This is a genomic window from Isoptericola sp. NPDC057559, assembly GCF_042801555.1.
Classification (GTDB): Bacteria; Actinomycetota; Actinomycetes; order Actinomycetales; family Cellulomonadaceae; genus Isoptericola.
In genome coordinates this window covers 1-25,390 of sequence record NZ_JBHVFQ010000040.1, presented here as the reverse complement: position 1 = coordinate 25,390, position 25,390 = coordinate 1, and the positions used below count along the sequence as shown (strand labels likewise).

The following is a 25,390-nucleotide window of genomic DNA, read 5'->3' as shown; positions in this document are numbered from 1 at the left end:
CGCCCTGCCCGACGTCGACGACGCCGCCGCCGAGGTGGCCGCCGGCGCCGACCTGTGGGCCGCCTGCCGCCGCCGGCCCCGCGCCGACGTCGGTGCGCTCGCGCGCGTGCGCACCGCCCGGGCGGGCTGGGACGCGCTGGTGCTGCCCGCCCGGCAGACCGACCAGCTGCGCGCCCTCGCCGCCGCCGTCCGCCACCGCACCACCGTGCTCGACGCGTGGGGGTTCGGCGCCCGCTCCGACCGCGGCCGCGGCACGACCGCCCTGTTCGCGGGCGACAGCGGCACGGGCAAGACGTTCGCCGCCGAGGTGATCGCCCACGACCTCGACCTGGACCTCGTGCACGTGGACCTCTCCCAGGTGGTCGACAAGTACCTCGGCGAGACCGAGAAGCGCCTCGCCCGCCTCTTCGACGCCGCCGAGGACGGGGGGATGGTGCTCCTGTTCGACGAGGCCGACGCCCTGTTCGGGCGCCGCTCGGAGGTCAAGGACAGCCACGACCGGTACGCGAACGTCGAGGTCGGCTACCTGCTGCAGCGGCTCGAGGCGTTCGGCGGGCTCGCGATCCTCACCACCAACGCGCGCAGCGCCCTCGACCCCGCGTTCACGCGGCGCCTCGCCGTCGTCGTCGACTTCCCCTATCCCGACCGCACCGCGCGCGAGCGCATGTGGGAGCAGAGCCTGCCGCCCGCGCTGCCCCGCGCGGACGTGTCGGCCGCGGCGCTCGCGGCCGCCGACCTGTCCGGCGGGGCGATCGCCGCCGCCGCGCTGCAGGCCGCCTACCTCGCCGCCGACGACGGCGGCGTGCTCACCACCGACCACCTCGACCGCGCCGTGCGGTGGGAGCTGGCGAAGACGGGCCGCGTCGCCGGACACCGCGTGCGCTGACCCGCGGTGCGTCCGTCGGGCGTGACACGGCCGACGACGTCAGCGTGGCCAGCGGACCCCGGGCAGGAGGGACCGGACGAAGTCGACCCAGCTCCGCGACTCCTGCGTCGCGAGCCCCGGGCCGAGGTGAGCCGTGATCTGGCCGGCGTGCCGCTGCATCTCCGACCGCGCGCCCGAGGAGAGGGCGCTGCGGCCGGTCGTCTTCCAGTCGACCTCCAGGAAGACGTTCGCCGGGCCCGAGAACAGGAGGTCCGCCCGCGAGCCACCCAGGCCGCTCTGGATCGTGTACTCGGGGGCCACGGACCAGCCGAGGGGCAGCGCGCCGGGAGCCAGGGCGCGGGCCTCGCGGGCCGCCGCCGCGTGGAAGAGCGTGCCGGCCAGCGCCCAGTTGCGGCCGTTGACGGCGGCGAGGAACCGTGCGTCGGTGACGACCGCCGCCGCCGCACGGGTCCCGATCCCGTCGACGACCGAGAGCACCGGGTGGAGGGCCTGGGAGGGGAACGTCTGGGACATGATGTGCTCGAAGGCGCGGGCGGAGACCTGGATCTCGGTCGCTCCGGCGATGCTCTGGCGCGCGGCCTGCCCGGCGGTCTCGGTGGCCGCGACGGACGCCGCCGCCGAGGCGAGGGGCGCGGTCGACGCCCGCTGGGCGGCTTCGGTCGTGGTGGATGCCACGGCCCGGGTCACGGCCTGGGTGGCCTGGCTCGTGACCTCCTCCCGGACGGCCTGCGACGTCGCCTGGCTCACCACCTGTCGCTCGACCGCCTCGGTCGCCGCGTTGACGACCACGGTGGTGGTGGCACGGCTCGCGACACCGGCGAGGGCCGTCGGCGCGGCCTTCGCGGCGCTGATCATGGCCGCGGCGAGCGCGTTGCGGGCCGCCCGGCCGATGGCCTGGGAGAGCGCGCTGTGCGCGGCCATGCCTGCGGGGCTCAGGGACAGTCCCTCGATCACGGTCGCGCCGATGTTGATCAGCGTGGCCGTCGTGATTACGTCGGAGATCTCCAGGAGCGCCTCCGCGGGGAGGTAGATCTCGGTCTTCGTGTCCCAGTCGGTCGAGCCGGTGATGTTCGGCGCGTACCAGGGGTTCTCGTAGAGGACGACCTTGACCACCGCCCACCGCGGCACGTTCATGCCGCCCACGAACGCGGACACGGGGAGAGTGCGGGTCTGGGCGCGGAAGTCCTGGTTGGAGAAGACGTGGACCGGGATCTTCACGTGGATGTCCTCGCCGCTGCGGCGCGCCGTCAGCGGGGCGGCGCCGAAGCGGGTGGTCCGCACGGGGAAGGTCGGCACCGGACGCTTGCCGGCCTTCGCCTCGGCCAGCCGCTGCTCGAGGGTGGCCGGGTCCCGTTCGTCGACGAGGTGCTGCACCAGGTCGTCGGTCTCGGGGGTGCGGATCGCCCGGACCGGGCTGCGCTGCACCCGAGGGCGGCGCCGGCCGGTGCCCGCGTGCAAGGCGCCGGGACGGGTCTCCGCCCGTCGGGCCTCGGCCTCGGCCGCGGCGTCGTCCAGCGGCGAACCGGTCCGCTGCTGCACCACGTGGGCCAGTTCGTGGGCGATCAGGCGCCGGCCCTCGGCGGTGCCGGGAGCGTACGCGCCGCGGGCGAACCGGATCGTGTCTCCCTGGGTCCACGCGTGCGCGTCGAGTGCGGCGGCCGAGCTCGCGGCCCGGTCGTCCCAGAGCACGCGGACCGCGCTGAAGTCGTGGCCGTACCGCGCGCCGAACCAGGCCGCGGTGGCTGCGGGGAGCCGCTGGCCCCCGGTCGCGGGCACGCCCGTGCCGGCGGCACGCGTGCCTCCGGCCCGCGGGGCTTCGGCCGGCTCCCGCTCGTGCCGCGCCGCGTCCACGGCTACCTCTTCCGCTTCGCGACGCCGAACGCCTCCGCGAGCCCCGGCACGATGCCGGACCGGGCGAACGCCAGGAGGTCGAACGTCAGCATGACCCGCACGTCCGGGGTCCCCGGCGCCTTCGGACCCTCCGGCAGGGACTGCTTCTGCTGGCCGAAGCCCGCGTCGATGGGGAACAGCCGGGGCGCCGGGAGCACGGTCGGATACGTCCCTCCCGCCACGCTGAGCCCGGGCAGCAGACCGATCCTGCCCGTGCCGCCGGCGAGCGTCAGCGTGCGGGTCGCGGGGTCGTAGTCCCAGCTCAGGTCGGCGCTGAGGCTCAGGCCCTTCCATCCGAGCCGGTCGCCGCCGAGCCTCAGCACGTCCGTGAGGTCGAAGCCCGTCCGGAACTTCCAGAGCTGCGGTCCGCCCGCCGAGCCGGTGGGCATCGTGTAGCTGAACGTCGTGAGCGTGGCGTAGGGGAGGAGCCCGAGCGGCGCGGCGAGGTCGACGCCCGAGAGCACCCGGCGCCCACCGGGGTCGCTGAGCAGGGCGCCCGCGCTCAGCCCGACGGTGCCCACGCCGAACCCCACGAGCGCGGCCTTCTCACCCCCGCCGAGTGAGCCCCACTCGCGCGTGGCGCGGCCCCCGACGGCCTGGGTCACCGGCTCGACGAGCTCCTTCTTGACCTTCTCGTTCTTCGTCAGCTCGCCGCTGACGGTCTTGAGCCCGCCGGTGATGACGTCGACCGGGTCGGTCGCCCTCGACGGCGGGGGCGGGGTGGCGCCGTCGTCCGGCTGCGGGCCCGACACCGCCCGCTCGGTCACCCGGACCTGTCCACCGGCGACGGCATGGTCCGCCGCGTCGTGCGCGGCGCGCTCGCCGGAGCGGTCCGCCGCCGTGCCCGTCGGCGCGCGCCCGCCCTGCTGCACCACGTGCGCCAGCTCGTGCGCGAGGAGGCGCCGCCCCTCGGCGGTCCCCGGCGCGTACGCCCCGGGCGCGACGTGGATGTCGCTGCCCTCGGTCAGGGCGCGGGCACCCAGCTCCCGGGCACGGCCGTCCGCGTGCACGCGGACGGCCGAGAAGTCGTGGCCGAACGCGGCCTCCATCTCCCGGCGCGCCGGCAGGGGCAACGGGGCGGCGGGCGTCAGGTCCGAGGCCTGGCGCGGCGCACGGGTCGTGGCGGCCGCGCGGCTCATGGTGCGGACGCCCCGGGGTCCGGGGGGAGCGTGCCCGGACGGGGCCGGGAGGCGGCCCATGCCGCCCACCGGCGGCGCAGGGCGGGGCCCTGGCCCGGCGCGACCTCCACCTCGCCGTCGGGCCGGAGGTCGACGGCGAGGCCGTTGTAGCCGCCCTCCAGCGCGGAGTAGGAGACGCCCGACCGCAGGGTGAGGAGCACGTGTGCGAGGACGAACCGGTCCGGGTCGTCCAGGAGGTCGAGCAGGGTCGCCTCGTCGAGGGGCTCCGAGGCGTCGACGGCCGGCAGCAGGCCGAACCTCGTGCCGGACCAGGTGACGGCGTCGTTCGTCGGCAGCTCGCTCATCGCGTCCTCCCCGGTCGTCTCCTGGTCGCGGGCGGACGGACGACCCGCTGGACGTTCGTGATCCGGCCGGTCGACGTGTCGAAGGTCGTGACGACGTCGACCTCGCGCCCGTCGGGGTACCGGTAGGTGGTGGTGACGCTGGCCGACGTCCCCTGACCCGGCGTCATCGGTGTCTCGCTCACCATCCTCGCGCCGAGCTGCTGCTCCTGGGCGGCGTACGCGGTCTGGTGGGCCTGGGCGAACGCCTCGCCGTGCACCTGCCGACGCTGCTGCTCGGTCAGCTCGTGGACGAGCTGGGTGGCGGCGTTGTCACCCGTGCGGGCCTCCGCCGGGTCGAACCCGAAGCTGGTCACGTCGTCGAGGTCGACCCGGGCCAGGTCGTAGGAGCCCACGACCACGCTGGCGTCCCCGGCGCGTCGTGACGTGTTTCCGTGGATGAAGTCGACCGTCGTGGTGGCCGAGTCGGCGATCATCGAACGGAGCCGGGCGAGCAGCTCCGTCTGGCTCCGCGTCGGGGGTCCAGCGACGTTCGTGTCGACGATCGAGACCTCGCCCGACGCCGAGACCTGGACCCGGTGCTGCACCGTGACGATCTGGTTGACCATGTCGACGAAGTCCTGCGCCGATCCCGTCGCGACGAGCTTGGCCTGGACCCGCGGGCCGGTGCGCGACTGTTGCCGCACGTGCGCGAGCTCGTGCGCGAGCAGCGACCGCCCGCCGGGTGAGCCGCGCCGGCCTGGGGCGAAGAGCACGTCGTTCCCGACGGTCACCGCCTCGGCCCCCAGTCGGCGGGTCACCGCGTGGGCGGTCGCGTCGTCGTGCAGCCGGACGCGGGAGAAGTCGTGCCCCATGGCTGCGCCGAGCTCGCGGATCGTGTCCGTCTCCGTGCCGCGGCGTGGTCCCACGGCCCCGGCGGCCCGGTCAGCCCCGACGGCCCGGCGGGCGTCGGCGTCCGCGGCGCGCTCGGACGCCTCCCGGTCGCGGCGTTCTCGTTCCGGGTCAGTAGACCGGCGTGCGGACAGCGGCATCGCTCACCCCTCCGGAGTCCCCGCCGCGCCGCGCGAGACGCGCACGCGCAGCACGCCGTCGGCGAGCAGCTCGGTGCCGAGCACGGTGTTGCGACGCGAGTCGGCGTCCTCGGCGACGACGTCGAGCCTGACGCCCGCGTCGGCGGCGCGCCGCTCGACGAAGCCGAGCGTGCGGCCGGGCAGGTCGTCGAGGGGCAGCGGGGTCACCGGGCCGACGGGCGGGACCGGGCCGACGGGAGACACCGGCGGCCGGGTGATCACGGGCACCTCGAGCATCGGGCGCAGCACGTCCGCGACGGCGGGGTCGAAGCGCGTGAGGTCGAGGCGGCCTCCGAGGTCCGGCCGGCCGGGACGACCGCCGGCGTCGTCGGTGAACCAGAACCACGTCTCGAACCGCCCGCCCGTCACCTCGTCGGTGCTGGGGAGCACGAGGCGGGTGCGTCCCTCGTCGTCCAGGACGGTCTCCGTGTGGCCGTTGAGGTGCAGCGTCTCGAGCCCCTCCCGCCGGTCGCCGACCACGGCCCAGCCGTCGATCTGGAACCGCATCCGCAGCGGCATCGCGGGCTCGAAGAGCGTGTGCGCGGGGAGCCGGCGCAGGGTGGTGATCACGTTCTTGAGGACGGCGTCGAGCGGCAGGTCGTCGCCCGGTCGGCCGGGGGACCAGATGATCAGCGGCCCGTCGGCGTTGGTCACCCCGACGATCTCGATGGTGCGGCGCGCCCACACGCTGGTGCCGCCCCCGAACGGCGCGGACTCCTGGCCCACCGGCCACGGCAGCTCCAGCAGCAGCCGCACCACCGGCTTGCCCTGCACGCTCGACTGGTCCACGGGGGCGTCGAGGCCGACGGCGATGCCGGGGAAGTTCCCGCCGAGCTCGTCGAAGCCGTACACCTCGTCGTTGACCAGCTCCCGGCCCGAGAAGAACCGGATCGCCTTCACGTGGATCCCCGCCGTCCGCGTCCCGGGCGGGTCGAGCTGGGCGGTGACCTGGACCGTCGCCTCGTCGGAGTCCGGGAGCGCGACCGCGAGCACGTCGCTGCGGGAGTCGTCGAACACGGGCTGCCAGGCGAAGGCGGCGACGCCCGCCGCGTCGGCCCCCGCGACCGCCTCCGTGCCCGCTCCCGCCACCCCGGCGAGGGTCGCGGGGACCGGGGAGCGGTCGGGCAGCGGGAGGACGAGTCCGCCGTCGGTCGCGGTCGCGACGACCTTCACCCCCTCGCCGGGACCGCACGGGCTGTCCGCGGCGACCCGCACGAGGCGCGGCACGGTCCGGCCCGCCGCGGCGACCTCCTGGCCGTCGCCGCCGAGCAGCGCCAACGACTGCGTCGTGGCGAGCCGGGCGAGGGCGTCCTGCACGGTCGGGGCGTCGGCGAACCCCGCGCACGCGGGCGACCACGCCACCTGGCTCGCGACGGACAGCCGCGCGGTCGTGACCACGTCGACGTCGATCGCGGCGCCGTGGTCGTCCAGCCGGTGCGCGACGAGGGTCTGCGTGGTGGGCGCGCCGGCGGCCGTGAACAGGGTCCAGAACACGTCGGCGACGCCGTCGGCGTCGGTGCGCACCGAGACGTTGGACGCGTTCGGGACGGGGTCGTCGGGGTTGCGCAGCAGGCCGCCGTCGGGCGCGGAGAAGAACACCAGCGCCCCCGCGACCGGCAGGCCGCCGTTGCGCACGACCACCCGCACCGGCTGCGGCAGCTCCGTGCCCGGCATCGCCTCCTGCCCGTCGCCGCCGACGAGGTCGATCGTCACGAGGCCGGTCAGGGGCGGGAACAGGCGCCGGCAGTCGCCGACCAGGGTCCAGCCGGCGGCCGTGCGGTCGAGCACGGCGAGCGGCGCCGTCCGGTGCACGGGCCCCAGCGGGGGCAGCGCCGTCGCCCCGGCGGCCGACCAGGGCCACTCGAGCGTCCCCCGGGTGGCCACGACGCCGTAGGCGAGGCGGGAGGTGCGCGCCGGCACCAGCCAGTGGTCGCCGACGGCGGGGTCCCCACCGGCGGGGAACGCCACCTCGATGCCGCCCTCGAGCGCCGCGAACGCCGTGGACAGCGCCCGCGGCGGGGCCTCCCAGCGCCGCACCAGCGGAGTCGCGCCGACGTCGGCGAGCGAGGCCGGGTGCCCCTCGGGCCAGGTGACGTGCAGCTCCCGGTCGGCCGCCTGCGTCACCTGGCCGACCCACCCGGGCAGGCCCCGCACCTGGCGCTCGGGGCCGGTGACCTCGACCCAGCTGCCCTGGCCGATCGACAGCTCGTCGTCCCGGCCGGTGCGGTCGATCGTGAGCAGGCCGAGGGTGCCGGTGACGGGGGAGTCCTCGAGGCGCACGAGGCCCGCGACCACCGAGCCGTTCTCGCGCGACCACAGGAACCGGGCGACGGACCCCACGACGTCGTGCACCTGCACGCGGTAGAGCTGGTTCTCCAGGCGCGTGTACCCGCCGCCCGCGGTGATCGAGCAGGGGTCGTCGGAGGCCGCGGCCTCCTGGAGGCGCACCCGCATCGCGCGGGGCGTGCGGGCGCCGGCGTCCGCCACGTCCGAGCAGACCTGGTCCGCGGCGGCCGCCGCGAGCCGCACCTGCCACACGGTCTGCGTCCGGAGGGCGGTGTCGGGGCCGCCGAGCGCCGACTCGAGCAGCTCGGGCCGCTCGTCGGGCGTGACGAGCCGCTCGGACACGTCGAGGTACGCCGCCCAGCGCCCGGCGGCGGGCTCCGGCACCTCCAGGAACGGCTGGTCCGCGAGCGGCGCCGGCGCCGCGGACTCCACGAGCGCGCCGCCGACGGTGTACCGCCCGGCGGTCACGAGCAGGTCGGCCCAGGCGGCGTCGACCGGGTGGAGCCCGGTGGTGGCGTCGACGATGCCGAACGGGCCGGCGCCGCCGTCCGCCGCGGCCGGCCCGCCGGAGGCCCCGACGACGTCGGCGGTGCGCACCTCGTCGTGGTGGGCGGCGATCGCCGCCTGCTCGTTCCACTCGGCGTCCAGGAGCACGCGGCCCTGCTGCATGAGCACCGAGCGGTAGCCCTGCGTCGCGTCGAAGGTCCAGCGGGTGAGGTCTGCGTGCATGGTCAGCTCCCGAACATCCCGATCTGCATGCCTGCCGGCAGGTACGGCGCGACGAGGCGGCGCGCGGCGTCCGTCCGCAGGGGACGGCGCAGGTGGTGGTGGGCGCCCATCTCGGCGCCGCCCTCGCCGCCCCGGCGGACGGCCGCGGGCGCCGTCGGGGCGAGCGCGGGGTAGCCGGGCGAGGCGGGGTCGAGGGACACGTACGACGGCCCGACGGCGGTGGCGGCGTCGGACGCGGGGACGCACCGGAACCGGCGGGGCGCCCGCGAGCCCGGCCCGAGGTAGGAGAACCGCGCGCACCCGTGCTGGCGGTCCACCACGCTCACGACGCCGTCGCACAGGCTCGACGTCACCTCGAGGACGCGGCACCCGACCGGGCCGAGCAGCGTGGAGCCCGCGATCCGGGCGTGCGTGCCCTCGGCCGCGACGGCGGGCCCGGGCGTGCCGCCGCTGACCGTCGTGAGCCGGGGGTCGACGACGCTGTCGGCGACGTCGAGGGCGGGCACGGTCCCCGCCAGCCCGATCCCGCCGACGAGGCTGCGCCGCACGGTCACCCGCAGGGCGCGGTTCGCGCGGTCCTCGGCGTCGTCCCCGGCGACGACGACGCGGCCCGTCACGGTGCACTGGCTGAGCGTGAGGGAGGCGAGCCCGCCCGGCGTGACGCGGACGTCGCCGACCACGACCAGCCCGTCGAGGAGCAGCGCGCTGCCCGCGCCCCCGGTGACCACGACGTCGCCCACGACGCGCGGGCGCAGGCCCTCGGCCGTGTAGACGCCCGGGACGGGCGCGGCGACGTCGCCGTTCAGCAGCGGGCGCGCGGCCCACTCGGCGGCGACGAGGACCAGCCGCGAGTCCGGCGGCACGTCGAGGTCCACGTCACCGGGGTGGTCCTCGCCGTCCGCGACGGAGACCACCCGGGTGCCGCCCGGGCGCCGCGTCGCGTCCGCGGCCCAGCCGGCGGAGACGGCGGCGACGCCGTCGGCGATCGTCACGACCGCCGGGGCGCCCGGGCCGCCCGGCACCCGGGCCTGGGCGTCGTACCGGTCGCGCCGCCCGCCCGTCGCGACGAACGGGTCCTCGTCGCGGGCCGCCTCGTGCGCGGCCGACCGGTCGTAGGTGCCCGCGCCGAGGTCGGCCACCGCGCCCGCGGCGTGGTCGAGGTGGAAGGAGTGCTCGCCGTGCGCGGCCGGGTCGTAGGGGACGCCGTCCCGGTACGGCCGGAGGGCCCCCGCGACCGGGTCGACCATGACCTGCCAGCCGGCCAGGACGCGCGCCGGGTCGTCGTCGGCGGGATCGGCCGGCGTGGCCGCGCCGACGGTGGCCAGGTCCTCCAGCCCGCACACGCGCACCCGGTACGGCGGGAGGGGCTCCGGGTCGTCGTCGACGCGCACGGCCACGGGCAGCGGCACCGGCACCGGCCACGAGGCCCGCGCGTCCGCGAGCAGCCCCAGCAGGCGGCGCGGGCGCAGCGGCACGGGCAGGTCCGCCTCGACGGCCAGGTGCTCGATCATGTCCTCGGCGGCCGGCGGGGCGAACCACGGGGCGGGCCGGTCCAGCGGGTGCGTCAGCCACGTGTCGCCGACCCGCCGCGCGGGCGCCCCACGCACCTCGCTCACCTGGGTCCCGTACCCGTGCACGCCCACCGACGGGATGCCGTAGCGGCCGCGCCCGCCCGTCGGGCCCGGGTCGACGTGCCGCACCTCGCCCGTGTGCGCGAACCGGGTCAGCGCCCCGCCGGCCAGGGCCGGGGACTCCAGCTCCGCGAGGGCCGCGTGCCGCACCGAGGCGGTGGCCGGCCGCTCGGGCCGCGGGTGGTCGACGTGGGTCGTCGTGGCGAGCAGGCGGTAGTGCTCCACCGCGCGGGCGGGCCACCCCGTGACGTCGCGCACCACCTGCTCCAGCACCGCGACGGTGCCCTTGCGCTGCCGGTAGGCGACCGTGTTCGCCACGATGCCGCGGCGGCTGACGCCCGCCCCCGACCCGGTGCCCAGGTCGCCCGGCAGGCCCACGAGGCCGACGAGGTCGGCCAGGTAGGGCACGACCCACTCCGGCGCGGTCTCCACGAACCAGGAGTCGTACAGCCGCTCGAGGTCGTCCTCGACGAGGGCGAGCTCTCCGGCGGCCGCGCCGAGCAGCCGCCGCACGAGCCCGCCCGTGGCCGCGTCGCGCTCCATGACGTGGGCGGGCAGGAGCGCGGCGAGGTAGGCGGTGCGCTCGTCGCGCCGGTCGTCGTCGACGGTCATGGCCGCACCCGCACGTCGGGCACCAGGCGCAGGGCCTGGGCGGGGAGCACGGTCCGCGACGCGGCGTCCCAGCGGGCGGCGGCGGTCACGAGCAGGGCGTCGTCGGAGCCCGGCAGCGCGGGCCCGGGCGACGGCACGGAGAGCTCCGGCATCGTCGCCGCGGCCACCCCGGGGACGGCGGCGACGACCACGAGCACGGCCGACGCCGCGAGCGGGGCGGCCAGGTCGAGCGCGCCGAGGCGGGCGCGCAGCGCGGCGTCGACGGCGGCGCGGACGTCGTCGACCTCGTACCGGGGGTCGACGTCGACCTCGACGCGCGCGGCGGCGTCGACCACCGCGCCGGCGAGGACGAGGCGCGGCGCCCGGGTCTCGCGCGCGCCGTCGAGGGTGGCGCGCAGGTCCGCGAGGAGGCCGGTCGAGGCGGGGCCGCCGTCCGCCGCCAGCACGGACACGACCACGGTCTCGACCCGCCCGTCCCAGACCAGGTCGGCGCGCGCCCGCCCCACGCCGGAGTAGCCGCGCGCGAAGTCCTCGTGGTCGGCCACCGACACCGCCCGGTCGAGCGTGCGGATGCGCTGGGGCGCGTTGACCCGCGCCTGCTCCAGGTCCTCCGGGCCGGCCCAGTCGCGCGCGTCGGCGAGGTTGGCGACCTGCGCGATCCCGCGCGGCCGGCGGACCGGCAGCGACACCTGCCCGGGGGCGGCCGCCCCGTCGGGGCCGATCCCGACCCGGTACGTGGCCCGCACGTTCTCGACGCCGGTGGGCAGCCGCGAGCCGTGCACGCCGTCCCCGAAGACGACCTCGGTGCCGCCCTCGGCGTCCTGCCGCACGACGTAGGCCTGGTCGTGCGGGCCGGCGTCGTCCAGCGTCGGCACCTCGCGCCAGGCCACGCCCTCGACGCGGACCTCGAGCGCCGCGACCGCCCCCGTCGCGGTGGTGGTGGAGCGCACGTAGGTCAGCGGCGGGCGCCGCAGCGCGAAGCGGGCGAACGGCACCCGTCCGTCGCCGCTGCCCAGCACCTGCTGCACGGTCTCGCCGTGCGTGGCGGGCGCGAGGTTCGCCCGGACCACCACGGTGCCCGGGTGGTACGCGTGCGCGAGCGGCGGGTCGAGGACGAGGCGCTGCGTGCCGTCGGCCCGGGGCGTGACGGCGGTGACGGTGACGGGCTCGACGGCCCGGGCGCCGTCCTCGGTCAGGCCGGTGACGGCGACCAGCCGGCCCGCGGGCAGCGGCGGGGTCGTGCCCGCGACGTCCAGCACGGTGGGCGTCCCGCCCGGTGCGTCCCCGACCAGCCCGGCGCGGGGGCGCAGGTCGGCGTGCAGGTCCTCGGAGACGGCGTGCACCGCGGCCCGCCGCCGGCCGAACCGGTCGAGCCCGTGGGGCACGTCGAGCCGCAGCCGCGTGAGCCGCCCGGACAGGCCGTAGCGCTTCGCGCCGTCGGGCGTCACGTCGGTGACCTGGTAGGCCTCCACCGCGCCGAGCTGCTCCAGCACGACCCAGGAGCCCGCCACGACCTCGGGGTGGTCGCCGTCGAGCTCCACGACGCGCTCCCCGGCGGAGGTGACCTCGAAGTCGCTCCACTCCGCGGCGTCGGGGACCCCGGGGGGCCGGAACCGGGAGCTGAACATCCGGGGGTCGGGGGCCTGGTGGCCGAACAGGCTGAGGCGCCGCGTCAGGAGGTGGACCCGCGGGTGCGCCCGCGCGGCGAGCTCCCGGCCCTCGCGGTACCCGACGCGGCGGTCGAGGACCAGCCGGGTCCAGCCCTCGTGGAGCGCGGGGGAGACGTCGACGGCGACCACCCGGCGGAAGTCCCACGTCTCGGTGGGGTCGCCGTGCGGGTCGGCGGCCCCGAGGCCGGCCCGCTCGTCGCCGACGACGAGGAGCTGGTCGTCCACCCGGACGGTCGGTGCGGTCGTGCGCAGCCACACCTCGGTGGTCCGGAACCCGAACGACTGCGGCTCGGTGGCGACGGCCGGGACGGCGTTCCAGCCCCGGTGCGCCTCCAGGGGCGCCGAGGTCTCGAAGGTCTGCGGGAGGGCGCCGGGCGCGGGGACGGTCTGCACGGGCGTCCCGGCGGGGACGAGCACGGTCTCGGGCGCGCCCGCCGCGGTCTCGACGTCGAACGCGAGCTCGGCCCGCGCGGCGACGCCGGGGCGCACCTCGTAGCCCAGCGTGCGCGCGAGCTCGCGCACCGACAGCGGCTCGGTCGCGGTGCGCAGGAACCCCTCCTGGGCGATCCGCTCGGTGTAGAAGGAGACGACGTCGGTGACCACCGCCCACGCGTCGAGCAGGGCGCTCGACGGGTCGTCCGCGCCGAGCGCGGGCAGCGCCGCCCGCATGCGGGTCAGCGCCGCCCCGTGCGGGGCGACCCGCCAGCGCAGCGCGTGCTGGCCCGGCGGGTTGTCGACCGCGGCCGCGCCGCAGGTGCAGGCGCCGTCGTCCGCGCAGCCGCAGCTCATGACCCACCTCCCAGGCGCACGACGAGGTGACCGGCCTCGGGGGCGTTGGGGTCGCTGTCGCAGCGCAGCAGCTCGCGCGGGGCGGCCCGGACGACGCCGGCGGCCAGGTCGGCGGCGGCCTGCGCGGGGGTGGCGTCCGCCCGGGAGAACCGCTCGAGCTCCACCCAGGCCAGCCCGTCGACCGTCATGGCGGCGGCCACGACGTCGGACAGCCGCAGCGCCTGCCCGAACGTGAACCGGTCGGGGTGGAAGAACCCCGGCCGGCCGTCCGGCCGGACGCCGGAGGCGAACGTCTCGCGCAGCCGCAGCTCGACGTCCTCGCGCAGGTGGCCCGGCGCCGTGCAGCCCGTGAGCACGAGCTCCAACGGCACCTCCACCGGGCGCTCGAGCTCGACGTCGACGCCGGCCATGCGGCGCGCCTCCAGCGCCGCGGTGACGGCCGCCCGCAGCGCGTCGTCGTCCGCGCGGGCCACCGGGTCGAGCGTGACCTCCTGGGCGTACCAGGACCCGGTCCAGCGGCGCCGGGCCACGGCCCGCTGGGTGCCCGGGTCCTGCTCCGCGACCGCGGCGTAGTCCGGCGAGGTCACGGCGCGCAGCTGCCGGCGGAACGCGGCCGGGGCGAGCTGGCGCACCTGCTCCAGGTCCTCCGGGTCCGCTCCGCCCGCCGACGGCAGGGGGTTCCACACCGCCGGCGCGTCGCCGGCGACGGCGCGGCGGGGGTCGGCCGGCGGCAGGACCCGGACGAGCCGGCCGGCGGCGACGCGGCCGGCGGCGCCCCCGCCCACCCGGTAGGAGGCGAGCACCGCGGAGGCGGGGGCGGGCCGGCGTCCGTTCGTGCCGTCGCCGAACCGCAGCCGCGCCACCCCGCCCTGCTCCGGCTCGACGACGACGTGCGCGTCGAGCCGGCCGCTGCCCACCAGGTCGTGCCGCGGCGTCCACTCGCGCAGCCCGTCCCACAGCGTGAGGGCGGCCGTGGCGCGTGTCGGGTCCGGGCGCGCCAGCACCGCGGCCGACGCGGCGGCGGGCAGGTGCGGGTCGGCGAACGCGAGCCCCGGGCGCCGCAGCCGCGGGCGGTACGGCCCCGCGGCGGGGGCCGCGGGCGGCACGAGCGGGTCGGCGCGCACGCTCGCCCCGTGGTCCGCGACGACGACGTTGGCGAGGGCCACCGCGCGCACCGCGCCGGGGTCGCCCTCGCGGACGGTGAGCGGCCCCGGCAGGGCGTCGGCGCGGGACCACACGAGCTCCCACACCCACCGCCCCGCCACGCCGTCGAGGTGGCGGCGCGCGTCGCGCACCAGGCGCACCGCGTAGCGGCGGTCGGGCGGGCCGACGGCGGGGCTCCCGCCCGCGGGCTGCTCGGCGAGCACCAGCAGGTCGCCGGCCACGAGCCGGGGGTCGTCCCCGACCGCCGTGGCGACGAAGGCGGCCGTGGTGCCGGGGGGCAGGCTGTGGTCGGCGTCGCCCCAGGCGTGCAGGGGCAGGGCGTTGCGCAGCCGGGTGGCGACGAGGTCCTGCGCGGTCTCGAACACGGTGGCGCCGAGGTCGGCCGCCTCCAGCGGCGAGCCCGCCGGGACGGTGGCCGGCAGGTCGCACACGGGCGTCCCGCGCGGGACCGGGACGTCGGCCGCGGTGGGTGTGGTGACGGCCAGCAGCGCGCGGGCCGCGCAGCCCTCGTGCACGGTGTAGCCGAGCAGCCGGGCGTGCCGGCGCACCGAGGTGCGGCGGCGCGCGGTGCCGAGGTAGGCCTCGACGGCGACGGCGTCCTGCCAGGCCGCGAGGCGGTCGCCGACGGCCGCGAACAGCTCGACGAGCATGACGGCCGGGTCGGCCGGGCTGGTGTCCCGCCAGCCGGGCAGCAGGGTGGCGAGCCGGTCGAGCAGGCGGGTGCGCAGGGCCTCGTAGTCGCGCGCGAGGTAGTCCCCGGGCAGCAGGTCCTCCGGCGGCGGCGCGGTGCCGGGCGCGGGCGCGCAGTCGAGGTCCGCCGGGCAGTCCACGGTGAACGTGAACGGCGCGTCCGCCAGGGCGGCGTCGATGCCGGCGGGCGCGGCCGACCCGTCCGGGTCGCCGGGGTCGAGGAGCCGCACCCGGTAGGTGGACCAGTCGCCCGAGGAGGTGGTGCGCACCACCAGGGTGCGGCGGCGGGCGTCGTCGTCGGGCAGGCCGTCCGGTCCGCGCAGGGCCGGGTCGACGAGGGCGCGGTCGGCGGCGGTGACGCCGGGGACGCCGGCGTCCCCGGCGGGCGGCTCCGCGCTCGTGCCCACCACCCGCGCGGCGGGGAAGGCCCACGAGACGGCGACGGGGTTGAGCGCCGGGTCCACGCGCACCCCGCCCGTCACGCCCACGTGCGCCGCGCCCCACCCGTCCGGCACCGGTCCGTTGAGGAGGCGGACCAGCAGCGTGCGCTGCTCGGGGGCGCCGGCGACGTGCCCGGGCGACCCGCGGTGGTTCGAGAGCACCTCGACGAGGTCGATCCCGTCGACGCCGGCGCGCCCGCGCAGCAGCGCCCGGCGCGACTCCTGGTCGACGCCGGCCAGCAGCAGCCCGCCGTCGCCGGTCACGGCGCGCCCCCGGTGACGGTCACGGTGCGGCGGTCCTCGGCTGCCGTCGCGTCCAGGGGCAGATACTCCACGACCACCTCCAGCCGCGCGTCCACGGCGGTGACCCGCACGTCCTCGACCCGGAGCACGTCCCCGAGCCAGCGCTGGAGCGCGCCGTGCACCAGCGCCTGCGTGGACCGCGCCAGGGCGTCGTCGGTGGGCGCGAACACCAGCCGGGCCACGCCGCTGCCGAAGTCCGGCCGGTTGACGCGCTCGCCCGGCGCGGTGAAGAGCACCTGCTCGACCAGGCCGCGGACGTAGTCGGCGTCGTCGACCATCGCGGTGCGGCCGCGGCCGTCGAGCGACAGCGGGAACGCGACGTGCCGCGGGGCCCACGCGCGGCGGGGGATCTCGCTCATGTCGCACGCACCCGGACCTGCGTCGACGAGACCACCAGCGGGACCCCCGTCGGGGCGCACTGCCCGGGGGCCGCCTGGATCGCGAGCGGCTGCCCCAGGGACGTGACGCGCACCGTGCCGACGGTGAGGACGCCCGTCACGCACGGGCCGTTGCCGGCCGTCGGGGGCGGGAAGGTGCAGCCGGCGATCGACCACGGCGGGGCGAGGAGCACCGCGGGGCTGCCGCCCAGGCCGACGCGGGCCGCCACGCCCCCCGGCGTCGCCCGCCCCTGGTGGGCGCACGCGACCGAGGCGGCCGTCGAGACCAGGTAGCCGGGCATCACGTCACCTCCAGGGCGCCGTCGTTGATCGACACCGACGCGGCGGTCAGGGCGATCGTGTTCTTGCCCATGGAGATCTCGACGCCCGTGCTCGTCGCCTTGATGTCGACCGGGACGGCGACGGCCGGCGCGCCGACCTGCACGGTGAGGCCGCCCCCGCCCGGCACGTCGCTGAGCTGGAGCGTGATCGACTCGGTGCGCAGCAGCTTGACCTGCTCGACGGCGGGGCTCGCCGGGACCTCGCCCGTGCCCCAGAAGCAGCCGCCGAGGATCGGCTGGTACGGGTCGCCGCCCTCGAACTCGACCCAGACGTTGGCCCCGACCGGCGGCACGAGGAACAGGCCCACCTGGTTCCCGGCGTACGGGGTGCACGGCAGTGCCCAGCTCAGCGTGCCCTCGCCCAGCACCGCCGGGCACGACACCTGCACGCGGCCGAGCTGCAGCGGGTCGAGCGTGTTCTCGACCTTGCCGCGGTACTTGCCGTAGAACCGGCGGGCGCCGTCGCCCGTGCGCTCGTCCATCAGACCCTCACCACCGGGACCGTCGCGCCGAGCCCGTCCCGCGACAGGGAGAAGTCCGCGGCGTAGGAGCCGCGGTCCACGCGGTGCACGACCTGGCGCACGTACCAGAGTCCGTCGTGCGACCAGCCGGCGCCGCGCACCCCGACGAGCCCGCGCGGCCGCAGCACGTCCCCGTACACGGACCCGTCGAGGCTGCCGTCGCAGGTGACGCCGTCGGCCGAGCGGTCCGTCGCCGCCTGGGCGCGCGCGAACGCCGTGGCCGCGCCCACGCCCGAGTCGCGGAACTGCCGCACCCGCAGGTCCGCCTGGTGCCCCGCCCACGTGGGGACCGCGGACAGCGGCACCCGCAGCGCGCCCACCGTGCGCACGGGCAGCGTCGTGCCCAGCCGCGCGTCGGTGACCCGGCCCTCCTGCAGCTCCGGCGCGAGGATGTCCTCGCGGAACCGCAGCGCCCCCGTGACGGTCGTCTGCGGTCCCAGGCCCGTCGAGAGCGCCGGCTGCGGGAGGCCCTCGCGCACGGGCGGGCCCCAGTAGAGCACCGACGTCCCCGGCACCGGGCCGGGGGAGACGTAGGTGACGTACCCGTGCCGGGCCGCGAGGAGCCGCAGGTGCTCCCAGTCGGTGCCCTGCTGCGTCGGGGTGCGCTCGATCGGCAGGGGCGGGTCGAGGTCGGCCGGCGGCACCACCGCGGGCACCAGGCCGTGGGGCGCGTACCGGGCGGCGATCGCCAGCACCTGCAGCGAGTCCTCCAGCGCCGGGTGCTCGGCGGAGACCTCCTGGCGGTCCAGCAGCAGGGACAGGTCCTGCCCCGTGAGGCGCAGCTCGGCCGCCGCGTCCGCGCCGCCGGGGGTCAGCTCGGCCTCGGTGACGATCCCGTCGGCGAGCACGTGCGGCACCACCCCGATGGTCAGCACGAGGACGACGCGCGACCCCGCACCCAGCGGCGCCGTCGTCCCCACGACGGGGGAGTCGAACGCCGCGGTGGGCCCGGAGCGGCCCGCGTCGAGCGTGACCGTGAACGCGGACCGCGCGGCGTCCGACTCCGTCACCGTCACCGACCGCAGCCGGGTCGCGACGCCGGGCGGCAGCGGCACGGGCACCGTCGGCCCGGCCAGCACGGTGAGGTGCACCCCCAGGTCCGCGGTCACCGCGGCACCCCCGCCCCGGACGCACCGGGCACCCCGGGCACCCCGGGCAGCGGGACCACGACGACGGTGCCCACCGCCTCGTCGTCGACGAGGTCGTCGGGGTCGAGGGCGGCGTTGGCGTCGCAGATCCGCCAGAACCCGAGCGGGTCGCCCGTGAGGGTGAAGCTCAGCAGGTCGAGCCGGTCGCCGGGGGCCACCGTGCGGCGGGCGAGCGTCGTCGCGTCCGACGGCGGCGGCGGGAACCGGCGCCGGACGTACCCGACCGACCGGCGCTCGCCCGCGGCCGTCGTCACCTCGAACGTCGTGGTGGGCACGCCGTCGTACCGGGACATCTCACGCCCCCTGCGCCAGCCGGGCCACGCCCTGCACGCCGGCCACGGCGGCGAGGCGTTCCCGGACCGTCTGGTGGGCGAGGAAGAGGGCGTGCGCCGGGTCCGTCGGCGCCAGGTCGTCGTAGGTCAGCACCCGTAGCGACAGGTCCACCGCCGCGCGCGTGGGCACGAGCGTCGCGGCGTCGAACGCCTGCTCCGTGACGGTGACGCTCTCCAGCCGCACGGGCACGACGAGGCCCGGGCCCCAGGCGAGCACCGCCAGGGGCGCGCGCGGCGGCAGGACCTCGATCGTCCCGGCCGCCAGGAGCACGGTGTTCGCGACGACCCGGGCCACGCTCGGGTACAGCAGCATCTCCAGCACGGCCAGGCCGGCGGACACCCCGGTCGCGACGGCGACCGCGTCCCCGGACTCCAGCCCGTCCGTCGCGTCGAGCTCCACCTTCATCGCGATCGTCTGCGTGGGAGCCCCGTACACGCGGTCCACCTCCGCGGCGCCGCCGCCGGACGGGGCCCGCGGGCGCAGCGTGCGCGTCACCTCGTCCGGGTTGTACTGGAAGACCGCGACGCGCGACAGCGCGCTGACCGGGTCGACGGCGACGATCGCGCCGGGCACCGTGCGCGGGCTGCCGGGAAAGCTGCTCATGCCCCGGATCGTGCCCCGGGCACGTCACCGGCCTGTCAACCGGCCGTCACCGGCGGTCGCCCGGCCGGCGCCCGTCGTCGTCCACCCGGGGCGGGGGGTGAAATCGTCCCCTCGGGCAGCCGGTTCACCCGCGCCGTCGTATCACGGAGGAGTACGACGGGATCTTTCCGGGCGTGAGGACTCGCCGCCTCGCCCTCGGACGACGACGACGCGTCGAGAGGCCGCGGCGCACGGCCGCCCGCACCACAGGGGGTGAAGGGTGTCGGAACGGACGAGTCCCGCGCACGGGCCCGCGGCCCGGCAGCCCGTCGTGCTGATCCGGCTCCTCGGGGCCTTCGAGATCGAGGTCGACGGCGCGGGCGTGTCCCTGCCCGTCGGCGCGCAACGGCTCGTCGCGATGCTCGCCCTGCGCGGCCGCACCGGGCGCAGCCGCCTCGCCGGCCTCCTGTGGCCCGACACCCTGGAGCAGCGGGCGCTCGCGAGCCTCCGCACCGGCATCTGGCGGGTGAACCAGGCGGCCGCCGGCCTGGTGCGGGCGGCGCACGGCGTCGTCGAGCTCGGCCTGGACCCCGACAGCGACGTCGACCGCCTCATCGCGGCGTCCCGGGCCGTGCTCGGCGGGAGCGTCGAGGACGACGACGACCCGCCCGAGCTCGCCACGGGCGAGCTGCTCCCGGACTGGGAGGACCCGTGGCTCGAGGCGGAGCGGGAACGCCTGCACCAGCTGCGGCTGCACGTCCTGGAGGCGACCGCGACCCGGCTCGCCGAGCGTGGCCGCTACGGGCTGGCCCTCGAGGCGGCGCTCGCGGCCCTGCGCGCCGACGACCTGCGCGAGAGCGCGCACCGGGCCGTCATCGCGATCCATCTCGCCGAGGGCAACGTCGCCGAGGCGTGCCGCGCCTACGACCTGTGCCGCCGCACGCTGCACGCCGAGCTCGGGATCGAGCCGTCGCCGTCGACCGCGGGGCTCGTGCGGCCCTGGGGCGGCGCTGCGGCTCAGCCGTCGCCGGTCGTCCCGGTCTCCCCGGTGCCCTCGGCGCCGGGCCGGAGGTCCCGTGCGGTCCCGGTGTCCCGCGGCGTGCCGGTCGTCGCCTCGGGCTCCGCCGCCCACAGCAGGGCCGCGTTCTCCGCCTCGTAGTCCTCCGACTCCTCCACCCGCGCGGCGGCACGGGCGCGGACCGCGCGGGCGCACGCCACGACGGCGACCGCGAGCGCGAGCAGCAGGAGCGCGCGGCCCCCGCGGGGGCGCGGGGCGCCGTCGTCGGAGGCGCTGGGAGACCCGTCAGGGGGTCCGGCGGGAGTCGTCCGGCGGTGCATCGTCCTCATCCCTTCCGCACGAGCGCGGCGACGGTCCGGGGCCCGAGGTGGGCGTCGGCGGCGACCCCCAGCCACCGCTGCACCCGCTTCCACCGGGCGGCGAAGACGGAGCCCGCGACGCCGTCGACCGCTGCGCCGCGCAGCCCGGCGACGACCTGCGCCACCCGGACCGCGGCGCCCCTGCTGCCCGGCTCGACGCCGAGGACCGACGTGTACCAGGTCTTCGGCCCCACGATCCCGTCCACGAGGAGGTGGGACCGCTCCTGGAACGCCCGCGTCGCGGCGTCCAGGTCCTCGCCGAAGCGGCCGCCGAGCTCGCCCGCGTACAGCCCCTCGGCGGCCAGGACGCTCGCCCACAGCCGCACCCCCGCGGGCCGCCGGGTACCGCGCCGCAGGGTGGGCGGGCGGTGCGGGCGCAGCGTCGTCGCCCGCCGGAGCGGCCGACGGAGCGCGGCCCGCGCGCCGGACCGGCCGGCGGCCCGACCCCGGCCGCGACGGGCCCCGTGGTCGTCGCCGGGGCAGTAGACGAGGTGCCAGGGCTCGTTCACGCGGCGGCCCTCGACGTCCGTCCAGCCGTGCTCGCGCAGGATCGGGAAGGCCTTCGCGCGGCGCGCGTTGCCCCACTCGCCGACGCCGCCGAAGTCCTGCACGTCCACGGCGAGCGCCCAGCCGTGGTTGGAGTACCCGGGCACGGCGGCCGCCGCGCCGCCGACCCGCCCCCAGGTCGACCCGTCGTACCGGCGGTAGTCGCCGAAGGGGCTGCGGGCGCCGCGGCGGTAGCGCTGGAGGAAGAAGCCCTGCTGCTCGGCCAGCGAGCGGTTCCACCCGCGCACCGTGAGCTGCAGGCCCGTGCCCGCCCGCACGTCGTCGATCGCGCGGTTCCAGGACGCCGCGGCGTCCTTGCGCAGGAACGCCCGCGACCGCCCGTCCGTGCCGTGCCGTCCGGACGGCTGGAGCTCGTCGAGGACCGACGACGGCACGCAGCCGTTGCGGTAGGACCTGCCGCGGAACCGCATCGTCGTCATGGCGCGCTCCCTCGAGCCGGGCCGACGGGACGGGGCCGCCGCCGGCGCCTGCGGCCAGCGTCGCGCGCGCTCGTCACCGGCCTGTCACGGGGGCGTCATCGGTGCTCGTGGCGACGCCGGCGCCCGGGACCGGCCCGTGGTGGGGCCGGACCCGGGCGCCGGCCTCGCGGCGCGGTCGGGCTACGCCGTCACGCCGCGGTCGGGCGCCGTCATGTCCCCGGTGGCCGGGACGCCGTCGGCGAGCCCGTAGTGCAGGAACACGACGCCCTTCGGGCTGGCGGCGGGCGGCTCCAGCAGGGTGACGTTCGTCGGTACGGCGCCGCCGTCGAAGACCTTCTTGCCCGTGCCGAGGACGACGGGGTGCAGCCACAGGTCGAGGCGGTCGAAGAGCTTCTCGTGCAGCAGGGTCTGCACGAGGTCGAGGCTCCCGACGACCCGGACGTGCTCGTGCCGGTCGCGGATCTCGCGCACGGCGGCCGGCAGGTCGGGCCCGAGCTGCGTGGAGCCCGACCAGGTGAGGTCGGGCGTGCCACGGGACGCGACGTACTTGGGGATGCTGTTGAAGAGCGTGCCGAACTCGTCGTCCTGGTGCGGCCAGTAGGCCGCGAAGATGTCGTACGTCTTGCGGCCGAGGAGGAGCGCGTCGGTGCCCTCCGCGTACGCCGCCGCGATCTGCTCCCCGGCGACGTCGTCCAGCAGGGGCGCCTGCCAGCCGCCGAAGGCGAACCCGCTCTCCGGGTCCTCGTCGGGCCCGCCCGGGGCCTGGGCGACGAGGTCGAGGGTGGCGAAGATCTCGAGATGGATGAGGCCCATGGTTCCTCCTGGCGGGTGGGTGCGGTCCCAGGAGAGACCGCCCCGGGGCGCCGGACTCATCGTGGGCCCGTCGTGGCTCAGACCTTGGGCGAGAGCGGGTTGTCCACGGCGGGGCCGTCGATCACGGGGCCGTGCCCGGTGAACCGGATCCGGGAGAGCCACACGAGCCGGCCCGGGTCCTGGTTGACGTGGTCGGGCTGCCACGCGTGGTAGACGTACCACCAGTGGGGGCCGACCTTGATCGGCATGCCGTGCCCCGAGCCGGCCGCCACGTCGTTGCTGGCCAGGATGGGTCCGTCGCCCTCCTTGGTCCAGGGCCCGGTGATGGCCGGGGCGCTCGCCCAGCACACGCCGTAGGAGTCGTTCCAGAACTCGCCGGTCGAGTAGAAGCAGTAGTAGCGGCCCTGGTGGACGACCACGGAGGCGCCCTCGATCGTGTACTTCTCGTACGGCTGGTCCATCCCGAACAGCCGCTGCGCCTCGCCGACCAGCTCGAGCCCGTCGTCCGACAGCCGCTGCAGGTAGATGTACGACGGGAGCCCGTCGTGGTTGCCGTCGTTCTTCCACAGCAGCCAGAGCGAGCCGTCGGCGTCCCGGAAGGGGGAGGCGTCGATGCTCCCGCCCTGGTCGGACTGGTCGATCAGGGGTGCCGTGCGCTCGTCGACGAACGGCCCGGCGGGCGAGTCGGAGACCGCGACGGACACGGCCTGCTGGTCGATGTCGGCCCGCCACGCCGTGTAGTACGACAGGTAGCGGTCGCCCACCGCGATCACCTCGGGCGCCCAGTGGCGACCGGGCCGGCACCAGGACGCGAGCTGCGGCATGCCGTTGCCGGCCGGGGTCCACTCCACGAGGTCGGGCGAGGTCAGGACGGGCATGGCGCCCGCCGCGCCGTTGGTCGCGTAGAGGTAGAACGCCCCGTCGGCCGCCAGGACGGCGGGGTCGGGGTTGTTGGTCGGCACGACGGGGTTCTGGTAGCCGCGGGGCGAGGCCGCCGCGGCCGGTGTCGCGCTGAGCGCCACGGCGGCGCCGAGGCCGCCGGCCGCCGCGAGCAGGGCACGGCGGGTGAAGGACGGGGTGCTCGAGATGTGGTGCAACGTTGCGCCTCTCGTTCGATGCTGCGGCGGGCATCCGCGCCCGTCGCTGGCGCGACGAAGGTACATCGTTGACTCAACGGGCGACCCGGAAGACACGCGCCGCACGAGAACTCGACGTCTTGCCTCAAAACCTTCCACTGTGAGGTTTTGAGGGGTTAGGCTCGTTCCTGCTTTCCGGCGATTCACCGCACACTTCTGGCGGATGTCGACGGAAGATGGACCTTCGACCACGCCAAAGGAGCACCCAGATGTCCCTCACGTCCGTGCAGCTGTACTCGCTGCGGGATGCCATCGCCGCCGACCTCGACGCCGCCGTCGCCCGCGTCCGCGAGATCGGGTACGAGCAGGTCGAGCCGTACGCGTTCGTCGAGCGCGCCGCCGACTTCGAGCGCGCCTTCGCCGCGACGGGCCTCGCCGCGCCGTCCGGTCACGCCGCGGTCATCGACGCCGCCGACCCCGACGTCGTGTTCGACGCCGCCGCGCGCCTCGGCATCGGCATCGTCATCGACCCGTTCGTCCCGACCGAGCGCTGGCAGACCGCCGACGACGCGAAGCGGCTCGCCGAGCGCGTCAACGAGCTGACGGTCCGCGCCGCCGGCCACGGCCTGCGGTTCGGCTACCACAACCACCAGTGGGAGTTCACGAACAAGGTCGACGGCCGCGCCGTCTTCGAGGTCTTCGCCGAGCAGCTCGACCCCGCGGCCGTCCTCGAGGTGGACACGTTCTGGGCCACCGTCGGCGGCGCCGACGCCCCGGCCGTCCTCAAGGCCCTCGGCGACCAGGTCGTGGCGATCCACGTCAAGGACGGCGAGGTGTCGGGCGACATCGCCACCGTGCTGCCGTCCAGCGAGAGCGCGCTCGACGTGCCGCCCGCGCTCAAGGCCGCCTACGAGAACCAGGTGCCCGCGGGCCAGGGCGACGTCGACGTGGCGGCGATCCTCGCCGCCGCGCCGCAGGCCATCCGCGTGGTCGAGTTCGACTCCTACGCCGGCGACGTCTTCGAGGGCATCGCCGCCTCGCTCGCGTGGCTGCAGGAGAACGACCGGTGACCCGCGTGGGCGTCGGCATCATCGGTGCCGGGAACATCTCGACGCAGTACCTCGAGAACCTCACGCAGTTCGCCGACGTCGAGGTCCTCATGGTCGCCGACCTGCGGCTCGACCGGGCTCAGGCCCAGGCCGAGGCGTACGGCGTCGCGGCCTGGGGGACCGACGACGAGCTGCTGGCGCGCGACGACATCGAGATCGTCCTCAACCTGACGACCCCCGCCGTGCACGCCGAGGTGGACCACCAGATCGTGGCGGCCGGCAAGCACGTGTGGAGCGAGAAGCCGATCGCGACCGACCACGCGTCCGCCGCGGCGCTGCTGGCCGAGGCGGAGGCGAAGGGGCTGCGCGTCGCGTGCGCGCCGGACACGGTGCTCGGCGCGGGCGTCCAGTCCGGCCTGCGCGCCATCGCCCGCGGGGACATCGGCGAGCCGCTCACCGCCACGACGATGTTCCACGTGCCGGGCCCCGAGGCCTGGCACCCGGACCCCGACTTCCTGTACGCCACGGGCGCGGGGCCGCTGTTCGACATGGGCCCGTACTACGTCACGACCCTGGTGCACGCGCTCGGCGCCGCCGCGCGGGTGCAGGCGGTGTCGTCGAAGTCGCTCGAGAAGCGCACGATCGCGTCCGGCCCGCGGGCGGGGGAGTCGTTCCCCGTCGAGGTGCCCACGCACCACGCGGCGCTCATCGAGTTCCGCGGCGGGCAGTCGGCGCAGTCGACCTTCTCGTTCCAGCACGCGCTGCCGCGCGCGGGCTTCGTCGAGATCAACGGCACGCTCGGCACGATCTCGCTGCCGGACCCGAACAACTTCGACGGCGAGTCCACGCTGTGGCGGTACGGGCAGGACGAGCCCGAGACGATCCCGGCCACCGGCTCCACCTGGGGCCGGGGGACCGGCGTCGTCGAGCTGGCGCGCGCGATCCGCGCGGGCCGGCCCGAGCGGGCCTCGGGCGCCGTCGCGCTGCACGTGCTCGACGTGCTGCTGGCGGTCCGGGACGCCGCGGAGTCGGGCACGGCGGTGGAGGTCGCCTCCACGGTCGACGCGCCCCCGCCCCTGCCGGAGGACTTCGACCCGGCGTCGGCGACCTTCTGACCCGTCGCCACCCGCCCTGCGACTCGCGATCC

At 77.0% G+C, this 25,390-nt stretch carries 21 protein-coding genes; 4 read left to right on the top strand and 17 right to left on the bottom strand.

Annotation, left to right across the window (positions count from 1 at the left end):
• Positions 1 to 886, top strand: an 886-nt coding sequence (locus ACFU5J_RS20895) for an ATP-binding protein (protein WP_430580004.1), incomplete at its 5' end; no start/stop codon positions are given.
• 39 nt (positions 887 to 925) lie between these two features.
• Here the strand turns inward: ACFU5J_RS20895 and ACFU5J_RS20890 are convergent.
• Genes ACFU5J_RS20890 through ACFU5J_RS20825 form a run of 14 tightly spaced genes read right to left on the bottom strand, consistent with a single transcriptional unit; the run spans position 926 to position 18,963 of the window.
• Entirely contained in the window at positions 926 to 2,737 is a 1,812-nt protein-coding gene (locus ACFU5J_RS20890) for a DUF4157 domain-containing protein (protein ID WP_430580003.1), read from the bottom strand.
• Positions 2,738 to 2,739: 2 nt separating this feature from the next.
• Complete coding sequence (locus tag ACFU5J_RS20885; RefSeq protein WP_430580002.1) at positions 2,740 to 3,915, bottom strand: DUF4157 domain-containing protein; 1,176 nt, start codon at positions 3,913 to 3,915, stop codon at positions 2,740 to 2,742.
• Positions 3,912 to 4,259: a hypothetical protein gene (locus tag ACFU5J_RS20880; RefSeq protein ID WP_430580001.1), complete on the bottom strand. Its 348-nt coding sequence runs from the start codon at positions 4,257 to 4,259 to the stop codon at positions 3,912 to 3,914. The genes ACFU5J_RS20885 and ACFU5J_RS20880 overlap by 4 nt, the downstream gene beginning before the upstream one ends.
• Positions 4,256 to 5,287, bottom strand: a complete 1,032-nt coding sequence (locus ACFU5J_RS20875; RefSeq protein WP_430580000.1) for a DUF4157 domain-containing protein — start codon at positions 5,285 to 5,287, stop codon at positions 4,256 to 4,258. The genes ACFU5J_RS20880 and ACFU5J_RS20875 overlap by 4 nt, the downstream gene beginning before the upstream one ends.
• A 3-nt stretch (positions 5,288 to 5,290) precedes the next feature.
• The gene (locus ACFU5J_RS20870) at positions 5,291 to 8,341 is read right to left on the bottom strand and encodes a DUF6519 domain-containing protein (protein WP_430579999.1); all 3,051 of its coding nucleotides are present in this window, start codon (positions 8,339 to 8,341) and stop codon (positions 5,291 to 5,293) included.
• Between the two features lie 2 nt (positions 8,342 to 8,343).
• Positions 8,344 to 10,584, bottom strand: coding sequence for a hypothetical protein (locus ACFU5J_RS20865; protein WP_430579998.1), 2,241 nt, complete (start codon positions 10,582 to 10,584; stop codon positions 8,344 to 8,346).
• On the bottom strand, positions 10,581 to 13,043 hold the full coding sequence (locus tag ACFU5J_RS20860; protein ID WP_430579997.1) for a hypothetical protein: 2,463 nt from the start codon (positions 13,041 to 13,043) through the stop codon (positions 10,581 to 10,583). The genes ACFU5J_RS20865 and ACFU5J_RS20860 overlap by 4 nt, the downstream gene beginning before the upstream one ends.
• Complete coding sequence (locus ACFU5J_RS20855) at positions 13,040 to 15,601, bottom strand: hypothetical protein (protein WP_430579996.1); 2,562 nt, start codon at positions 15,599 to 15,601, stop codon at positions 13,040 to 13,042. Before ACFU5J_RS20855 ends, ACFU5J_RS20860 begins: the two co-directional genes overlap by 4 nt.
• The gene (locus ACFU5J_RS20850) at positions 15,598 to 15,999 is read right to left on the bottom strand and encodes a GPW/gp25 family protein (RefSeq protein ID WP_430579995.1); all 402 of its coding nucleotides are present in this window, start codon (positions 15,997 to 15,999) and stop codon (positions 15,598 to 15,600) included. The genes ACFU5J_RS20855 and ACFU5J_RS20850 overlap by 4 nt, the downstream gene beginning before the upstream one ends.
• Complete coding sequence (locus ACFU5J_RS20845; RefSeq protein ID WP_430575603.1) at positions 15,996 to 16,319, bottom strand: hypothetical protein; 324 nt, start codon at positions 16,317 to 16,319, stop codon at positions 15,996 to 15,998. The genes ACFU5J_RS20850 and ACFU5J_RS20845 overlap by 4 nt, the downstream gene beginning before the upstream one ends.
• On the bottom strand, positions 16,319 to 16,840 hold the full coding sequence (locus tag ACFU5J_RS20840; protein ID WP_430575604.1) for a phage baseplate assembly protein V: 522 nt from the start codon (positions 16,838 to 16,840) through the stop codon (positions 16,319 to 16,321). The genes ACFU5J_RS20845 and ACFU5J_RS20840 overlap by 1 nt, the downstream gene beginning before the upstream one ends.
• Complete coding sequence (locus tag ACFU5J_RS20835; protein WP_430579994.1) at positions 16,840 to 17,988, bottom strand: hypothetical protein; 1,149 nt, start codon at positions 17,986 to 17,988, stop codon at positions 16,840 to 16,842. The genes ACFU5J_RS20840 and ACFU5J_RS20835 overlap by 1 nt, the downstream gene beginning before the upstream one ends.
• Positions 17,985 to 18,320, bottom strand: a complete 336-nt coding sequence (locus ACFU5J_RS20830) for a LysM domain-containing protein (RefSeq protein WP_430579993.1) — start codon at positions 18,318 to 18,320, stop codon at positions 17,985 to 17,987. Before ACFU5J_RS20830 ends, ACFU5J_RS20835 begins: the two co-directional genes overlap by 4 nt.
• 1 nt (position 18,321) lies before the next feature.
• Complete coding sequence (locus tag ACFU5J_RS20825; RefSeq protein ID WP_430579992.1) at positions 18,322 to 18,963, bottom strand: hypothetical protein; 642 nt, start codon at positions 18,961 to 18,963, stop codon at positions 18,322 to 18,324.
• A gap of 310 nt (positions 18,964 to 19,273) precedes the next feature.
• Here ACFU5J_RS20825 and ACFU5J_RS20820 point away from each other — a divergent pair, with 310 nt between their 5' ends.
• Positions 19,274 to 20,101 carry a BTAD domain-containing putative transcriptional regulator gene (locus tag ACFU5J_RS20820; RefSeq protein ID WP_430579991.1) on the top strand — a complete coding sequence of 276 codons (828 nt, stop codon included), beginning with the start codon at positions 19,274 to 19,276 and terminating at the stop codon, positions 20,099 to 20,101.
• A 184-nt stretch (positions 20,102 to 20,285) separates the two neighbouring features.
• Here ACFU5J_RS20820 and ACFU5J_RS20815 read toward each other — a convergent pair whose 3' ends face one another.
• The 3 genes from ACFU5J_RS20815 to ACFU5J_RS20805 form a co-directional block, all read right to left on the bottom strand.
• Positions 20,286 to 21,305: a peptidoglycan-binding protein gene (locus ACFU5J_RS20815; protein ID WP_430579990.1), complete on the bottom strand. Its 1,020-nt coding sequence runs from the start codon at positions 21,303 to 21,305 to the stop codon at positions 20,286 to 20,288.
• A gap of 180 nt (positions 21,306 to 21,485) precedes the next feature.
• Entirely contained in the window at positions 21,486 to 22,118 is a 633-nt protein-coding gene (locus ACFU5J_RS20810) for a dihydrofolate reductase family protein (protein WP_430575610.1), read from the bottom strand.
• 77 nt (positions 22,119 to 22,195) lie between these two features.
• Positions 22,196 to 23,215 (bottom strand): glycoside hydrolase family 43 protein, encoded by a 1,020-nt coding sequence (locus ACFU5J_RS20805; protein WP_430579989.1) that lies wholly within the window; start codon positions 23,213 to 23,215, stop codon positions 22,196 to 22,198.
• Between the two features lie 248 nt (positions 23,216 to 23,463).
• On the opposite strand from ACFU5J_RS20805, the gene ACFU5J_RS20800 reads away from it, so the two are divergent.
• Complete coding sequence (locus ACFU5J_RS20800; RefSeq protein WP_430579988.1) at positions 23,464 to 24,264, top strand: sugar phosphate isomerase/epimerase family protein; 801 nt, start codon at positions 23,464 to 23,466, stop codon at positions 24,262 to 24,264.
• Positions 24,261 to 25,358: a Gfo/Idh/MocA family protein gene (locus tag ACFU5J_RS20795; RefSeq protein ID WP_430579987.1), complete on the top strand. Its 1,098-nt coding sequence runs from the start codon at positions 24,261 to 24,263 to the stop codon at positions 25,356 to 25,358. Before ACFU5J_RS20800 ends, ACFU5J_RS20795 begins: the two co-directional genes overlap by 4 nt.
• Positions 25,359 to 25,390 lie beyond the last annotated feature (32 nt).

Bases quoted from the DNA above. Each gene is read 5' to 3' on its own strand.
- ACFU5J_RS20885 (WP_430580002.1), bottom strand. From the start codon at position 3,915: ATGAGCCGCGCGGCCGCCACGACCCGTGCGCCGCGCCAGGCCTCGGAC.
- ACFU5J_RS20880 (WP_430580001.1), bottom strand. From the start codon at position 4,259: ATGAGCGAGCTGCCGACGAACGACGCCGTCACCTGGTCCGGCACGAGG.
- ACFU5J_RS20875 (WP_430580000.1), bottom strand. From the start codon at position 5,287: ATGCCGCTGTCCGCACGCCGGTCTACTGACCCGGAACGAGAACGCCGC.
- ACFU5J_RS20870 (WP_430579999.1), bottom strand. From the start codon at position 8,341: ATGCACGCAGACCTCACCCGCTGGACCTTCGACGCGACGCAGGGCTAC.
- ACFU5J_RS20865 (WP_430579998.1), bottom strand. From the start codon at position 10,584: ATGACCGTCGACGACGACCGGCGCGACGAGCGCACCGCCTACCTCGCC.
- ACFU5J_RS20860 (WP_430579997.1), bottom strand. From the start codon at position 13,043: ATGAGCTGCGGCTGCGCGGACGACGGCGCCTGCACCTGCGGCGCGGCC.
- ACFU5J_RS20850 (WP_430579995.1), bottom strand. From the start codon at position 15,999: ATGAGCGAGATCCCCCGCCGCGCGTGGGCCCCGCGGCACGTCGCGTTC.
- ACFU5J_RS20845 (WP_430575603.1), bottom strand. From the start codon at position 16,319: ATGCCCGGCTACCTGGTCTCGACGGCCGCCTCGGTCGCGTGCGCCCAC.
- ACFU5J_RS20840 (WP_430575604.1), bottom strand. From the start codon at position 16,840: ATGGACGAGCGCACGGGCGACGGCGCCCGCCGGTTCTACGGCAAGTAC.
- ACFU5J_RS20830 (WP_430579993.1), bottom strand. From the start codon at position 18,320: ATGTCCCGGTACGACGGCGTGCCCACCACGACGTTCGAGGTGACGACG.
- ACFU5J_RS20825 (WP_430579992.1), bottom strand. From the start codon at position 18,963: ATGAGCAGCTTTCCCGGCAGCCCGCGCACGGTGCCCGGCGCGATCGTC.
- ACFU5J_RS20815 (WP_430579990.1), bottom strand. From the start codon at position 21,305: ATGACGACGATGCGGTTCCGCGGCAGGTCCTACCGCAACGGCTGCGTG.
- ACFU5J_RS20810 (WP_430575610.1), bottom strand. From the start codon at position 22,118: ATGGGCCTCATCCATCTCGAGATCTTCGCCACCCTCGACCTCGTCGCC.
- ACFU5J_RS20800 (WP_430579988.1), top strand. From the start codon at position 23,464: ATGTCCCTCACGTCCGTGCAGCTGTACTCGCTGCGGGATGCCATCGCC.